Source organism: Streptomyces sp. NPDC059861 (assembly GCF_042731435.1).
Classification (GTDB): domain Bacteria; phylum Actinomycetota; class Actinomycetes; order Streptomycetales; family Streptomycetaceae; genus Streptomyces.
Map to the genome: position 1 here is coordinate 89,997 of NZ_JBHWJQ010000023.1, position 13,340 is coordinate 103,336.

Here is a 13,340-nt window from a genome sequence, read left to right on the forward strand (position 1 = left end):
CGGCGGCACCGGAAGAGGTGCCGCCGTTCCGGCGTTCACGGGACTCGCCGCCCCGGGCGCCCGCCTCGCCCGAGCGCCTACGCTGAACAGCCATGAGACGCAGGACCCGCATACCGCCCTCCCCGTTGCCGCAGCGTGACGGGGTGGACCCGGTGCGGGTGCGGCTGCCCTTCGAGGGCGCGTGGGCGACCGTCCGGGAGCATCTGGTGGAGCGACTCACGGGCGCCGGCACCGGGGTCGTCGACGGGATGTTCGAGGCGGGGCTGATCGTCGGGGCGGACGGCACGGCGGTGGCGCCGGACGCGGCCTACGAGCCGGGGATGTTCGTGTGGTTCCACCGGGAGCTGCCCGCCGAGGTGCGGGTGCCGTTCCCGCTGCAGGTCGCCTACCGCGACGAGCACATCGTCGTCGCCGACAAGCCGCACTTCCTCGCCACCACCCCGCGCGGCAGCCATGTCGCCGAGACCGCGCTCGCCCGGCTCCGCCGTGAGCTGGGCATCCCCACGCTCACCGCCGCGCACCGACTGGACCGGCTCACCGCCGGGCTGGTGCTGTTCACGGTGCGGCCCGAGGAACGGGGTGCTTACCAGACGCTGTTCCAGCGCCGACTGGTGCGCAAGGTGTACGAGGCGGTGGCGCCGTACGATCCCGCGCTCGGGCTGCCCCGGACCGTGCGCAGCCGGATCGTCAAGGAGCGCGGGACGCTGACGGCCCGTGAGGTCGAGGGCGAGCCGAACGCGGTGAGCCGCGTCGAGCTGATCGAGCACCGCGCGGATCTCGCCCGGTACCGGCTGGTGCCCGGCACCGGGCAGACGCACCAGCTGCGGGTGCACATGAACGCGCTGGGCGTGCCGATCCTCGGCGATCCGCTGTATCCGGTGGTGACCGACCCCGTGCCGGCCGGTGACTTCCGGCGCCCGCTGCAACTGCTGGCGCGGGAGCTGGAGTTCACCGACCCGGTCACGGGGCTGACGCACGCCGTGCGCAGTCGGCGGACGCTGACGGCCTGGTCCGGAGACCCGGAGTGGGCCGGTCGGTAGCAGGACGGCAGCGGCCGGAGCAGTCGCCGTCGTACCACGGCGGCCGGCGCTCGGGAGTGGGCCGGTCAGTAACCGCGCCACCAGCGCAGGAACCGCTGCCAGGCGCCCGGCCTCCGGGCGCCGTCCGGCTCCGCGACCGGCGCGGGATGCGGGGGCTGCGGGGGCTGTCCCGGCGCCGCGGTTTCGGTGAACTGCGGGTACACGGGGGCGGCCGTGGGTACGGCGGCGGGCACCGGCTCGGGGGCAGCGGTGCCGACCTGCCAGTCGGCGCGCGGGCGGTGCACCGGCTGGAGGCCGGGCTTCTCCATCACGTCCTGCCGCGGCGAGGGGTCGAACCGCACCGGCAGCTCCACCAGATGGCGTGAGGAGATCGACTCGGACCAGTGCAGGTCCTCCTCGTCGCAGTCGAGTTCGACGTCCGGCATCCGCATCAGCAGCGCGTCCACACCGATGTCGGCGATGGCACGGCCGATGTCCTGGCCGGGGCACTCGTGCGGGCCGCCACCGAAGGCGAGGTGGGAGCGGTTGCCCTGCATGTTGGCGGTCAGATCGGGCCGCACCCGCGGATCGACGTTGCCCGGAGCCGGGGCGAACAGCAGCCCGTCGCCCTTGCGGATGCGCTGCCCGCCCAGCTCGGTCTCCTGCTTGGCGAAGTAGGCGAAGACCGCGCTGAACGGCGGCTCGTCCCAGAGCGACTGCTCGACCGCCTCGGGCACGGTCATCTGCCCGCCGTTGAGCTGGGCGCGGAAGCGCGGGTCGGTGAGCACCGTGCGCAGCACGTTGGCCAGGAGGTTGGCGGTGGCCTCGTAGGCGGCGATCAGGACGACCCGCAGGTGCTCGCGGACCTCGTCGTCGGTGAGGCCGGCCGGGTGGGTGACGAGGTGGCTGGCGAAGTCGTCCTCGGGCTGTGCGCGCCGCTGGGCGGCGAGCCGTCCGAGGGCGTCCACGATGTACTGGTTGCTGGCGATCGCGGTCTCGGTGCCCTTGAGCATGTCGCGGGCGGCGTGCACGATCCGGTCCCCGTACTCGTCGGGCATGCCGAGGATCTCGCACATCACGGCCATGGGCAGATGGTCGGCGTACTGGCCGACGAGGTCGGCCTCCCCCACCTCGCAGAACCGGTTGACGAGGATCTGGGTGTAGCGGGTGATGTGCCGGCGCAGGCTGCGGAAGTCGATGGTGGAGACCGCGCCGGTGACCGCGCCGCGCAGCCTGAGGTGCTCGTCGCCCTCGGCGTGCGAGCAGATGGGCTGCCAGGCGATGTGCGGCATGAGCGGGTGGTCGGGCTTGACCATGCCCTCCAGCAGCGGGCTCCAGATGCGGCTGTCCCGGGTGAACTGCGTGGGCGAGCGGACCATGTGCAGGTTCTCCGCGTGGCCGAGGACCACCCACATCGGTACGTCGTCATGGAGGAGGACGGGGGCCACGGCCCCGTGCTCGGCGCGGAGTCCCTCGTACAGGGCGCCCAGGTCGCGCGCTTCGGGGCCGTAGAGCCGGTGCAGTCCGCCGGGGCCGAGGTTGTGCGCGGGGCAGCCGGGGGGCGGGCTGATGCCGAGGTCGTCCGTGTCTGTCGTGGAGTGGGATTCAGGCGTCACAGCGAGTCGCTTTCGGAAACTGTGGGGGGGGCCGTTGTCTGGGCAGTGGGGCTGCGGCGGTGCGGGCGGGTCAGGTGAGCTGTCCCGTCATGGCGAGGGAGTGCAGGAACCGCATCAACGTCATGAGGACCTCCTTGCTGGAGGCGCGGCGGCGGGCGTCGCACTCCAGGATCGGGATCTCCTCCGACAGGTCGAGCGCCGCGCGCAGGTCCGCAAGGGGGTAACGGGGGCCGTCCGGGAAGGTGTTGACGGCGACCACGAAGGGCACGCCGCACTCCTCCAGCCGGCCCATGACGTCGAAGCTGACCTCCAGCCGGCGGGTGTCGACCAGGACCACCGCGCCCAGCGCGCCCTCGAACAGCCCGTTCCACAGGAACCAGAAGCGTTCCTGGCCGGGCGTGCCGAAGAGGTACAGCACGAGCTGGTCGGTGATGCTGATGCGGCCGAAGTCCATCGCCACGGTGGTGGCCGTCTTGGAGTCGGAGCCGTAGTTGTCGTCGACACCCACGCCGGCCTGCGTCATGGTCTCCTCGGTGGTCAGCGGTTTGATCTCGCTGACCGAGCCGACCATGGTGGTCTTGCCGACCCCGAAGCCACCCACGATGACGATCTTCACCGCGGCCTGCGCCGTGTGCGGCAGATGGTCCTCGGCGCGTGGGCCCGGGATGGTCTCAGAGCTTTTGAAGTCCATGCATCACCGCTTCGAGGATGGAACGGTCCGGGAGCGCCTGGCGGACGACCGGGGCGCGTGCCTGTACGAGTTCGGCCGTCAGCATCTGGGTGAGCAGCACGGTGATCACGCTGAACGGCAGACTGAGGTAGGCCGACAACTCGGCCACGGAGAGCGGGGCGGAACACAGCCGGAGCACCGCTGCCTGTTCCGGGCTGGTGGACGGCTTGGGCTCGGCGCGTGCCACGACCAACGTGACCAGGTCGAGCTCCGCGCGGTCGCCGTCCGCCTCGCCGATCACGAACAGGCGCTCGGGGTTGGAGGGCTTGCCGTCCTTGCCCTCCGGGCCGTCCGTGCCGTCGTCGCCCTCGCCGCCCTCCGGGGAGAACGGCTGCGATTGCGGTGGGGGCCCCTGCCTCGGGGAGCGCCGCTTGCGTTTCGGGGGAGTCATACGGCCTTCCCGTTGCGCCTCGGCGGACTGGTCAGGTGGGGACCGATCCGGTCGACCAGGTCGCGCATCTGGGCGCTCATCAGACCCGGTTCGGCGACGATGTTGGACAGCACCGCGAGATAGGCGTTGGGCCCCGCGGCCATCAGGTAGAAGTAGCCGCCGTTGACCTCGATGAGGACCATGCGCATCTGGCCGTCGCTCGTCGGGATCTCGTCGGCCACGGCGCTCGCCAGGCTCTGCAGTCCGGCGCAGGCCGCGGCGACCCGGTCGGCGGTGTCCGGGTCGCCGCCGTGCCGGGCGATGCGCAGCCCGTCGGCGGAGAGCACCACGATCATCTGAATACCCGGTACGCCCTTGGCGAGGTCCTGGAGCATCCAGTCGAAGTCCGCTCGGTACGCCATCAGTTGGGGTCCCTCTCGTCGTCGGCCTCAACGCGGGCCGGCTCGTTGGTCGGCTGGGTGGACGAGGTCGGCGTCGGTCGCTTGAGCCCCTCCATGAACGCCTCGACCCACATTCCGGGCGGGGGCTGGTCCTTGTCCTCGGTCCTGGGTTCCGGGGCCCCCCAGACCGACCGGGGTTCGCGCCCCTCCCGTTCGGCGGCCTCGCGTTCGGCGCGTTCGGCGGCGTACTGCTCGGCGATCCGCTGGCTCAGCGGGGTCTTCACCCGGCTGCGGCGCTGCGGCAGGCCGCCCGCGGTCCACTCGGTGACGACCGGGACGTCGTCCTCCATGGAGACCGAGGCGGGGATCTTCGGGCTGGTCGGGCGGCGCCGCTTCGGGGGCCGCTTGGGGCCCTCCAGCGCGTCGGGCGAGACATTGGGCACGGAGGTGGCGCCGATGCCGTGGGCGAGTCCGACGCCGGGCTCGTCGGTCAGCATGTTGCTCGGCACGATGACCACGGCCCGCACCCCGCCGTAGGCCGAGGAGCGCAGGGCGACCTGCATGTTGTACGCCCGGCACAGGCGGCCGACGACGGCGAGGCCGAGGCGCGGGGCGTCACCGAGGTCCTGGAGGTCCACGCCGGCCTTGGCGCGCTCCAGCATGCCCTCGATCCGCGCGCGGGCCTCCTCGCTGAAGCTGACGCCGGCGTCCTCGATCTCGATGGCGATGCCGGTCTGCACCCGGACCGCGGTGACGTGCACGTCGGTGTGCGGCGGCGAGTAGCGGGTGGCGTTGTCGAAGAGCTCCGCGCAGGCGTGGATGACGGGCTCGACGTGGATGCCCTTGACGCTGATGCGGCAGATGTTGTCGAGCTTGATGCGCCGGTACTCCAGGATGCGCGACATCGCGCCGCGCAGCGTGCTGTACAGGGACACCGGCAGGGGCCACTGCCGGCCCGGACGGCCGCCGCCGAGGACGGAGATGGAGTCGGCGAGACGGCCGATCAGCGCGTTGCCGTGGTCGATGCGCAGCAGGTCGTCGAAGACCTCGGGGTTGCGGCCGTGGTCCTCCTCCATCTCCCGCAGCTCGTTGGCCTGTTGGTGGACGATCGCCTGGACGCGCCGGGCGACGCTGACGAACGAGGCCGCCGCGGAGTCGCGCAGGGCTTCCTCGTGGTCGACGATGCGCATCAGCTTCTTCAGCAACTGGCGCTGCGGGTCGGGCATGTCCCGGAAGACCGGCTCGATGAGGCTCAGTTGGCGGATCACCTCGACGGCGGTGACACCGCCGGCCATCCGCCGCAGGGCCGTCGGCACGACCACCTCGCCGAAGCGGACCCAGTCGTCGTGATGGTCGGTGATGCGCCGCTCCAGCGACGCGCTGTGACGGGCGTGCTCGATCTGCGCGTCCCGCAGCGCGCGGCCGCGGCGCACCGCCTCGGCCGCGGCGGCGATCACCAGGAGTGTGGCGACGGTGCCGCACACGGCGACCGCGGTCCGGGCCGAGGACGTCACCAGGGCGACGGCGGCTCCGGTCGCCGCGGCCATCAGTATCGCCGGGAGCAACAGCACGCGCGCGTAGGGAAGTTCACGGCGTGCGGGTGGGGATTGAACACTCACCATGTGGGCCCTCTGAAAGCAGTCGGCGGGGAGTCGGGGGAGCTTGTGGGGGTATGCGTCATGGGACTGTTGGGATCATCAGGGTTCTTGGGAACAAGCGCACGAATACACCGCAACTCGGTGCGCTGCGGGCGAGCTTAGTCCGACCGGATCATCGCCATGTCATATTCAGCAAGCACCTGAAATGGGGCATGCAACAGGAGTACGCTCAGCCCCATTTGCACGCTGTGATCACATTCGAACACGGTAAGTAGCCGTGCATGGGCATGCGAAAACGACTCACCGTGATGAGTGAAGTGGGCGGTCAGCGACCGCCACAGGACGGCGCGCGGACCCGCACCCCGCACCCCGCACCCCGCACCCCGCCCGGCGCCTCGTCACCCCACCGACGAGTTCACCCCACCGACGAGTACGCGACAACCCCTCGCAGCAACCCCTCGACGGCCTTCCGCGCGTTCTTCACCACGGTCGAGCCCTGCGGCGCCGCCGCACTGATCTGCCCCAGCACGTCGATGACCTGCTTGCACCACCGCACGAAGTCCCCCGCCGGCATCTCCGCCTCGCGCAGCACCTCGTCGAGCCCCTTCCCGGAGGCCCACATGTACGCGGCCCAGGCGAAGCCGAGATCCGGCTCTCGCTGCCCGACGCCCTCGGTCTGCGTGATCCGGAACTCCTCCTCCAGCGCGTCCAGCCGCCCCCAGATCCGCACCATCTCACCGAGCGCGGCCTTCGCCTTGCCGGAGGGCAGCTTCGGCGCCATCGCGTCGTCAGCGGCCCGCGCCTCGAACACCAACGCCGAGACGCACGCGGCGAGTTCCGCCGGACCCAGCCCCTCCCAGACCCCCTCTCGCAGACACTCGCTGGCGAGCAGGTCCAGCTCGCCGTAGAGCCGCGCCAGCCGCTTGCCGTGCTCGGTGACCTCGTCACCGCGCAGGTAGTCCAGCTCGGTCAGCAACGCGACGATCCGATCGAACGTCCGGGCGATCGTGTTCGTACGCCCCTCGATGCGCCGCTCCAGCTGCGAGGTGTCCCGCATCAGCCGGTGGTACCGCTCGGCCCAGCGGGCGTGGTCCTCACGGTCGTTGCACCCATGGCACGGATGGGCCCGCAGCGCCGTCCGCAACCGCGCGATCTCCCGGTCGTCCGCGGCCTGCGAACGCCGCTTGCGCTGCCGCTCCGGCGCGATGTGCCCGGCCTTGCTGCGCAGCGCCGACGCCAGGTCCCGCCGGGACTGCGGCGAACGCGGATTGAAGGACTTCGGGATCCGCATCCGCTCCAGGGCCTCGACCGGCACCGGGAAGTCGATCGACGCCAGCCGCTTGACCTGCCGCTCCGCCGTCAGCACCAGGGGCCGCGGCCCGTCGTGGTGCTCGAAGCCGCGGTGGCCGTTGGACCGGCCGGCGGGCAGCCCGGGATCCAGCACCAGCGCCAGCCCGGCGTACTTCCCGGTCGGCACATGGATGACATCGCCCGGCCGCAGCTTCTCCAGCGCGACGGCCGCCTCGGCCCGCCGGTCGGCCACGCCCTGGCGCGCCAGCTCGGTCTCGCGGTCCTTCAGTTCGCGACGCAGCCGCGCGTACTCCTCGAAGTCCCCGAGGTGGCAGGTCATCGACTCCTTGTAGCCTTCGAGTCCTTCCTCGTTGCGCTGCACCTGGCGCGAGATGCCCACGACCGACTTGTCGGCCTGGAACTGCGCGAACGAGGTCTCCAGCAGCTCCCGCGAGCGATGCCGCCCGAACTGCTCGACCAGGTTGACCGCCATGTTGTACGACGGCTTGAAGCTGGACTTCAGCGGATACGTGCGCGTCCCGGCCAGTCCCGCGAGGTGGTCGGGGTTCATCCCGCGCTGCCACAGCACCACGGCGTGACCCTCGACGTCGATGCCGCGCCGCCCCGCACGCCCCGTCAGCTGCGTGTACTCGCCCGGGGTGATGTCGGCGTGCTGCTCGCCGTTCCACTTGACGAGTTTCTCCAGCACGACCGACCGCGCGGGCATGTTGATGCCCAGGGCCAGCGTCTCGGTGGCGAAGACCGCCTTCACCAGCCCGCGCACGAACAGCTCCTCGACGACCTCCTTGAAGGTCGGCAGCATGCCCGCGTGGTGGGCGGCGATGCCGCGCTCCAGGCCCTCCAGCCACTCGTAGTACCCGAGCACATGCAGGTCCTCGGCCGGGATCGAGGCGGTGCGCTCCTCCACCAGCGCCCGGACCTTCTCCCGGGCCTCCTCGTCGTTCAGCCGCAGCCCGGCGTGCAGGCACTGCTGGACGGCGGCCTCGCACGCGGCGCGGCTGAAGATGAACGTGATGGCGGGCAGCAGCCCTTCCGCGTCCAGCCGTTCTATGACCTCGGGACGGCTCGGCGTCCAGATCCGCGTCCGCTGCCGCCGCTCCCGCTCCCGGTCGGCCTCACGCATCGCCCGGCCCCGCCTGCGGTCCTGGTACGACGGCCGGCTCGCCTCCATACGCGCCATGCGCGTGAGGTCGGGGTTGACGGCCTTCCGCTGGCCCTCGCCCTCCTCGAACAGGTCGTACATCCGGCGCCCGGCGAGCACGTGCTGGAACAGCGGCACGGGCCGGTGCTCGGAGACGATCACCTCGGTGTCGCCGCGCACGGTGTCGAGCCAGTCGCCGAACTCCTCGGCGTTGGACACGGTCGCGGACAGCGACACCAGCGTCACCGACTCGGGGAGGTGGATGATCACCTCTTCCCAGACGGCGCCCCGGAACCGGTCGGAGAGGTAGTGCACCTCGTCCATGACCACGTAGCCGAGGCCGAGGAGGGTCTGCGAGCCGGCGTAGAGCATGTTCCGCAGCACCTCGGTGGTCATCACGACCACCGGGGCGTCGGAGTTGACGCTGTTGTCGCCGGTGAGGAGGCCGACCTTGTCGGCGCCGTAGCGCCTGCACAGGTCGTTGTACTTCTGGTTCGACAGCGCCTTGATGGGCGTCGTGTAGAAGCACTTCTTGCCCTGCTGGAGCGCGAGGTGGACGGCGAACTCACCGACGATCGTCTTGCCCGAGCCGGTGGGCGCCGCGACCAGCACGCCCTTCCCCGCTTCGAGCGCCTCGCATGCCTCGATCTGAAAGGGGTCGAGGCCGAAGTCGTACATCTCGCGGAAGGACGCGAGCGCGGTGGCCTGCTCGGCGGCGCGCCGACGCGCCGCCACGTACCGCTCGGCCGGGGAGAGGTCCTCAGTCATCGTGCTTTCGAGCGTACCGGCCCGCACTGACAACAGGACGATCATTATCCGGATCCGCTGCGCTGAATCCGGTGATCACCCCAGCTCAGCGCCCCACGAGGCGCACCGCCCCGGCACGCACCGCACGCTCGGCGGCAGGGACCGAGGGGGAGGAACCGGCCGCCCGCACAGCGGAAGCGGCCGGCTGCGCCCCGTGGGCGCCCCGGCCGCTGCCCGCGGAGGGGTTGACGAAGAGGGTCTCAGGTCACGTCGTCGTAGCCGTTCATCCGGTCCTTGCCCGGCTGCTCGGGCAGGGCACGGCTCGCGCTGACGGTCTCCACCTCGCCGATCTCGTCGGGCGTGAGGTCCAGCTCGGAGGCCTCGTCGTCGGCGGGTCCCAGCGCGTCTCGACGGCGCCTGCGCCGGTCGTTGACAAGGGAGACGGCCACCGCGCCGAAGTACAGGATCCAGATCGGCCCGGCCAGGGCCAGCATGGTCAGCGGGTCGGTGCTGGGAGTGGCGATCGCCGCGAACACCGTGATGCCCATGATCATCGCGCGCCACCAGCCGAGCATCCGCTTGCCGGAGATGGCGCCGCTGAAGTTGAGCATGACCAGCAGCAGCGGCAGCTCGAAGGAGAGACCGAAGACGATCACCATGCGGGTGACGAGGTCGAGCAGGTCGTCGAGCGGCAGCAGGTTGTCGACACCGAACGGCGTGAACTCGATCAGCACGTTGGCTGTGGTGGGCAGCACCTTGTAGGCGAAGAAGGCGCCGCAGAGGAACAGCGGGGCACCGGTGCCGACGAACGCGTACGCGTACTTCTTCTCGTGCCGGTGCAGACCGGGCGCGATGAAGGCCCACAGCTGGTAGAGCCAGACCGGCGAGGCCAGCACGACGCCGGCCATCAGCGAGACCTTCAGGGCCAGCGTGAACGGCGCGAGCAGACCGTTGATCGTGATCTGCGCACACGGCTCCGCGTTCTTGGCGTTCTCCGCGGACGCCCTGGCAAGCTCCTCGAACGACTGGGAGCAACCGACCGAGTCGAGGATCGGTTCGGTGAAGAAGTTGATGATGTCGTTGTAGAAGAAGGCGGCGACGACCGTGACACCGATGATGGCCAGCAGTGCCTTCGCGAGCCGGTTGCGGAGCTCACGCAGGTGCTCCGCGAGGGGCATCCGCCCCTCGGGATCCTTCTCCTTGTTGCGGGCAGGCTTCAGCAACCCACATTCCCATCTCGTGCGGCAGGCCGGAGAGTCACCGGCCCGGCGTCAGCGCTTGGTCGTGTCCGTCGGTTCGTTGACCGGGCGGGAGCTGGACACGTCGCCGGGCGAGGCCTGGATGATGCGCTGAGACGGGGCAGCCTGCTGCTCGTCGGTGTTCGGCGGGTCGGCGGGGGCGGAGGACTTGCTGTCGTCCTTCATCGCCTTGGCCTCACTCTTGAGGATCCGCGCCGACTTGCCGAGCGAGCGAGCCATGTCCGGAAGCTTCTTCGCGCCGAACAGCAGGATGATGACGACGAGGATGAGAATGATCTCGGGGGCTCCGAGCCTTCCGAACATAAGTCTTTACCTTCTCACCGAGGCGGGCGGGTGGGTGCTGTCCGACCGGTCGGACAGGAATCCGAACGACCGTGCTGACAGCGATCGTAACGCTCGGGGGTGAACGTGAAGCAATCCCCGTGCGTACTCCCGGTCCACGGCCCGGGCCTCGTTCTCCGGGCCGCGATCAGCAGCGTACCTTCCGCATGGGGGAAGTTGACAGGGCGAAGCGGTTCAAAGGGACACCAAGCGCCGGGTTCACCGGCCGGGTCAGGCCAGGTCAGCGGCCGGTCACAGCGCGTCCACGGACTGTGCCGTGCTCGCCGCCGCCCGCTCCAGATCCTCCGCGGCGCGGTTGATCCGGCGCGCGGAGTCCGACACCTGCCTGCCCAAACGCTGGGCCTCCAGGAAGACCCGGACGGCGAGCACGCCGAGAACGGCGATTCCCAGGAAACCCACAGCTACCGCGAACATCGGCCAGAACATGCCCCAGAGCCTAGGGCCTGTCCGGCGGCGGGTGCGCACAGGTGCGCCGACACCGCTACAGCGTGGAGTGCAGCCGCAGGGTCCGGACCCCGCCGCCGGTGAGCAGCTCGACGACCCGCTCCCCCGCCGGCTTGCGTACGGCGGCGCCGCACTCGGGGCAGGTGAAGGAGTAGAAGGTCGTACGGCTCGTGGCGCCGATGGCCAGGCGCAGGGCGCCCGCGGCGAGCTCGAAGCGGCCCCGGCAGTCCGGGCAGCCGGCCCGGAACACCACGGGGGCCACGCTTCTCATCCCCGCGAACGCGGACACCACAGTCATCTCCCGCACCCCAGCCGCCGGCTCGCTCAAAGTCCCTGCTCCTGACTGTCGTGTGCCTGCTTGCCCGGCTGGCCCGGGTGCCCGCTCCCGGGAGCCTCCGCCTCGATCCCGTCGTACGCCGCCAGCGCCTCGCGGGCCGCCTGCCGGGCACTGTCGGCCAGCTCCAGCGGGGTGACGATCCGGCCGTCGCGCCCGAGGCGCAGGGCGAGGCGGCGCAGCGACGCCGGGTCGGGCGTGCGCAGGGTGATACGCAGTCCGCCGTCCGCAAGCTCATCCGCGGTGTCGTGCGGGTAGTACTCGGCGACCCAGCGGCCGCCGGGGCCGACCTCGACGACGACCTCCGGGTCCTCCGCCGCGGGCTGCACCAGCCCCTCGGACAGGTCCCGCAGCTCGGTCTCGGGCGGTGCGGACGGCTCGTCGAGGACTTTGATCTCAGCGACCCGGTCGAGCCGGAAGGTGCGGCGCGCCTCGGAGCGGTAGCACCAGCCCTCGACATAGGTGTGACCGACGCTGACCAGGCGGATCGGGTCCACCTCGCGCTCGGTGACCTCGTCGCGGGCCGGCGAGTAGTAGCGGATCCACAGCCTGCGGCGCTCCGAGATCGCCCGGTCGACGTCGGCGAAGACACCGCCCTCGGACTCGAAGGTCACGGACAGCCGGGAGCTGGCGCCGGCCGCCTCGCCGGCCGAGGCCTCCATCTTGGCGGTGGCGCGCAGCAACGCCTGCCGGTCGCTCTCGCGCAGGCCGGGCAGGGTGGACACGGCCCGGGCGGCGACCAGCAGGGCGGTCGCCTCGTCGGCGGCGAGACGCAGCGGCTCGGCCGCGTCCGCGCCGAGGGCGGCGGGGTTGTGCCACCAGATGCGCTCACCGTCGGTGTCGATGTCGAGCAGATCGCCGCCGCGGAAGCTGGTGCCGCACATGGGCAGCAGGTCGAGGTCGGAGACCAGCTCGTCCTCGGTGATGCCGAAAGCGCGGGCGACGTCCTCCACCCGGGCCCCGGGGCGCTCCCTGAGATAGGTCACCAGGGAGAGCATCCGCCGGGTCTGGTCGATGGCGTTCGTGGGCCTGATCGGTTTGCCGGCCACTGTCTTCTTCCGCTCCCCCTCAGCCCTTGGCCACGGCACGCAGCCGGTCCACCACGTCGGCCCGCAGCTCCGCGGGCTCCAGGACCACCACGTCCGGTCCGAACTCGACCAGCCAGGCATCCAGCCCGTGGCCGTACGGAATCTCCAACTCGTCCCAGCCGTCCCCGAGTTCCCGGACGGCGGCCGCCTTCGCCCGCAGGGGGTACCCCGAGCCGGAGCGCAGCCGGATCCGGGCGCTGCGGTCGGCGGTCTCACCGGCCCACCCGGCGACGGTCTCGCGGACGGTGACGACGTCCGGGACGGGTGCCGTGTAGCGGCCGCTGCGGGTGCGCACCTTGCCGGTGATCCGGGACAGCCGGAAGACCCGCTCGGCGCCGCGCTCCCGGTCCCAGCCCGCGAGGTACCAGTGGCCGCGCCAGCACTCCAGCGCCCACGGCTCCACCTGCCGGGCCTCGGGGTGGGCGGCGTTCGCCTTGCGGTACTCGAAGACGACCGGGCGGCGGTCGCGGCACGCCAGCATGAGCGGCTCGAAGGCGGCCTCGTGCACGGGGATGCGCGGCTCCAGGGCGCCGTGCGACTCGTACGGGTCGACGTCCTCGGGGAGGCCGGCGGCGCGCAGCTTCTGCAGGGCGCCGCTGGCCGCGCCGGCGAGCCGGGCCTGCTGCCAGACCTTGGCGGCCAGGCCCAGGGCGGCGGCCTCCTCGGCGTCCAGCGTGATGGGCGGGAGGCGGTTGCTGTCGCGGCGGGCCAGGTAGCCGACGTCACCGTCGAGGTTCTCCACGGTCTCGATGACCAGGCCCAGCTCGCGCAGGTCGTCCTTGTCCCGCTCGAACATCCGGTTGAAGGAGTCGTCGCTGCCCGCTTCGAGATAGGCCTCGATGGATTCTCGAAGCTCACGCTTGCTGAGCGGCCGCCGCGTTCCCAGCAGACACAGCGCCAGGTTCATCAGCCGCTCGGCCTTGGCAATGGCCATCGACGC

At 71.2% G+C, this 13,340-nt stretch carries 13 protein-coding genes and 1 pseudogene; 1 reads left to right on the forward strand and 13 read right to left on the reverse strand.

The window, feature by feature from the left end; all coding sequences use genetic code 11:
* Positions 1 to 92 precede the first annotated feature (92 nt).
* Entirely contained in the window at positions 93 to 1,040 is a 948-nt protein-coding gene (locus ACFV6X_RS21255) for an RluA family pseudouridine synthase (RefSeq protein ID WP_385385681.1), read from the forward strand.
* A gap of 65 nt (positions 1,041 to 1,105) precedes the next feature.
* Here the strand turns inward: ACFV6X_RS21255 and ACFV6X_RS21260 are convergent, their stop codons facing one another.
* The 13 genes and pseudogenes from ACFV6X_RS21260 to ACFV6X_RS21320 all read right to left on the reverse strand — a co-directional run bounded on the left by ACFV6X_RS21260 (position 1,106) and on the right by ACFV6X_RS21320 (position 13,334).
* Entirely contained in the window at positions 1,106 to 2,635 is a 1,530-nt protein-coding gene (locus ACFV6X_RS21260; protein ID WP_385385683.1) for a cytochrome P450, read from the reverse strand.
* A gap of 70 nt (positions 2,636 to 2,705) precedes the next feature.
* Positions 2,706 to 3,326 carry an ATP/GTP-binding protein gene (locus ACFV6X_RS21265; RefSeq protein WP_385385685.1) on the reverse strand — a complete coding sequence of 207 codons (621 nt, stop codon included), beginning with the start codon at positions 3,324 to 3,326 and terminating at the stop codon, positions 2,706 to 2,708.
* A complete protein-coding gene (locus ACFV6X_RS21270; RefSeq protein ID WP_385385687.1) occupies positions 3,307 to 3,756 on the reverse strand; it encodes a DUF742 domain-containing protein in 450 nt (149 codons plus the stop codon). The genes ACFV6X_RS21265 and ACFV6X_RS21270 overlap by 20 nt, the downstream gene beginning before the upstream one ends.
* A complete protein-coding gene (locus tag ACFV6X_RS21275) occupies positions 3,753 to 4,157 on the reverse strand; it encodes a roadblock/LC7 domain-containing protein (RefSeq protein WP_385385689.1) in 405 nt (134 codons plus the stop codon). The genes ACFV6X_RS21270 and ACFV6X_RS21275 overlap by 4 nt, the downstream gene beginning before the upstream one ends.
* Positions 4,157 to 5,758 carry a sensor histidine kinase gene (locus ACFV6X_RS21280; RefSeq protein WP_385385691.1) on the reverse strand — a complete coding sequence of 534 codons (1,602 nt, stop codon included), beginning with the start codon at positions 5,756 to 5,758 and terminating at the stop codon, positions 4,157 to 4,159. Before ACFV6X_RS21280 ends, ACFV6X_RS21275 begins: the two co-directional genes overlap by 1 nt.
* Before the next feature lie 391 nt (positions 5,759 to 6,149).
* The gene (locus ACFV6X_RS21285; protein ID WP_385385693.1) at positions 6,150 to 8,999 is read right to left on the reverse strand and encodes a DEAD/DEAH box helicase; all 2,850 of its coding nucleotides are present in this window, start codon (positions 8,997 to 8,999) and stop codon (positions 6,150 to 6,152) included.
* 76 nt (positions 9,000 to 9,075) lie between these two features.
* Positions 9,076 to 9,192: pseudogene (locus ACFV6X_RS21290) on the reverse strand (sphingosine kinase); the annotation flags it as partial.
* Position 9,193: 1 nt separating this feature from the next.
* Complete coding sequence (gene tatC / locus ACFV6X_RS21295; RefSeq protein ID WP_385385695.1) at positions 9,194 to 10,156, reverse strand: twin-arginine translocase subunit TatC; 963 nt, start codon at positions 10,154 to 10,156, stop codon at positions 9,194 to 9,196.
* A 48-nt stretch (positions 10,157 to 10,204) separates the two neighbouring features.
* Positions 10,205 to 10,495, reverse strand: coding sequence for a Sec-independent protein translocase subunit TatA (gene tatA / locus ACFV6X_RS21300; RefSeq protein WP_385385697.1), 291 nt, complete (start codon positions 10,493 to 10,495; stop codon positions 10,205 to 10,207).
* 270 nt (positions 10,496 to 10,765) lie between these two features.
* Entirely contained in the window at positions 10,766 to 10,960 is a 195-nt protein-coding gene (locus ACFV6X_RS21305; RefSeq protein WP_365448389.1) for a hypothetical protein, read from the reverse strand.
* 55 nt (positions 10,961 to 11,015) lie between these two features.
* Entirely contained in the window at positions 11,016 to 11,276 is a 261-nt protein-coding gene (locus ACFV6X_RS21310; protein ID WP_385385699.1) for a hypothetical protein, read from the reverse strand.
* A 26-nt stretch (positions 11,277 to 11,302) separates the two neighbouring features.
* Positions 11,303 to 12,361 (reverse strand): helix-turn-helix transcriptional regulator, encoded by a 1,059-nt coding sequence (locus tag ACFV6X_RS21315; RefSeq protein ID WP_385385701.1) that lies wholly within the window; start codon positions 12,359 to 12,361, stop codon positions 11,303 to 11,305.
* Positions 12,362 to 12,380: 19 nt separating this feature from the next.
* A complete protein-coding gene (locus ACFV6X_RS21320) occupies positions 12,381 to 13,334 on the reverse strand; it encodes a helix-turn-helix transcriptional regulator (protein WP_385385702.1) in 954 nt (317 codons plus the stop codon).
* Positions 13,335 to 13,340 lie beyond the last annotated feature (6 nt).

Bases quoted from the DNA above. Each gene is read 5' to 3' on its own strand.
- ACFV6X_RS21255 (WP_385385681.1), top strand. From the start codon at position 93: ATGAGACGCAGGACCCGCATACCGCCCTCCCCGTTGCCGCAGCGTGAC.
- ACFV6X_RS21265 (WP_385385685.1), bottom strand. From the start codon at position 3,326: ATGGACTTCAAAAGCTCTGAGACCATCCCGGGCCCACGCGCCGAGGAC.
- ACFV6X_RS21270 (WP_385385687.1), bottom strand. From the start codon at position 3,756: ATGACTCCCCCGAAACGCAAGCGGCGCTCCCCGAGGCAGGGGCCCCCA.
- ACFV6X_RS21275 (WP_385385689.1), bottom strand. From the start codon at position 4,157: ATGGCGTACCGAGCGGACTTCGACTGGATGCTCCAGGACCTCGCCAAG.
- ACFV6X_RS21280 (WP_385385691.1), bottom strand. From the start codon at position 5,758: ATGGTGAGTGTTCAATCCCCACCCGCACGCCGTGAACTTCCCTACGCG.
- ACFV6X_RS21285 (WP_385385693.1), bottom strand. From the start codon at position 8,999: ATGATCGTCCTGTTGTCAGTGCGGGCCGGTACGCTCGAAAGCACGATG.
- tatA (WP_385385697.1), bottom strand. From the start codon at position 10,495: ATGTTCGGAAGGCTCGGAGCCCCCGAGATCATTCTCATCCTCGTCGTC.
- ACFV6X_RS21305 (WP_365448389.1), bottom strand. From the start codon at position 10,960: ATGTTCTGGCCGATGTTCGCGGTAGCTGTGGGTTTCCTGGGAATCGCC.
- ACFV6X_RS21310 (WP_385385699.1), bottom strand. From the start codon at position 11,276: ATGACTGTGGTGTCCGCGTTCGCGGGGATGAGAAGCGTGGCCCCCGTG.
- ACFV6X_RS21320 (WP_385385702.1), bottom strand. From the start codon at position 13,334: ATGGCCATTGCCAAGGCCGAGCGGCTGATGAACCTGGCGCTGTGTCTG.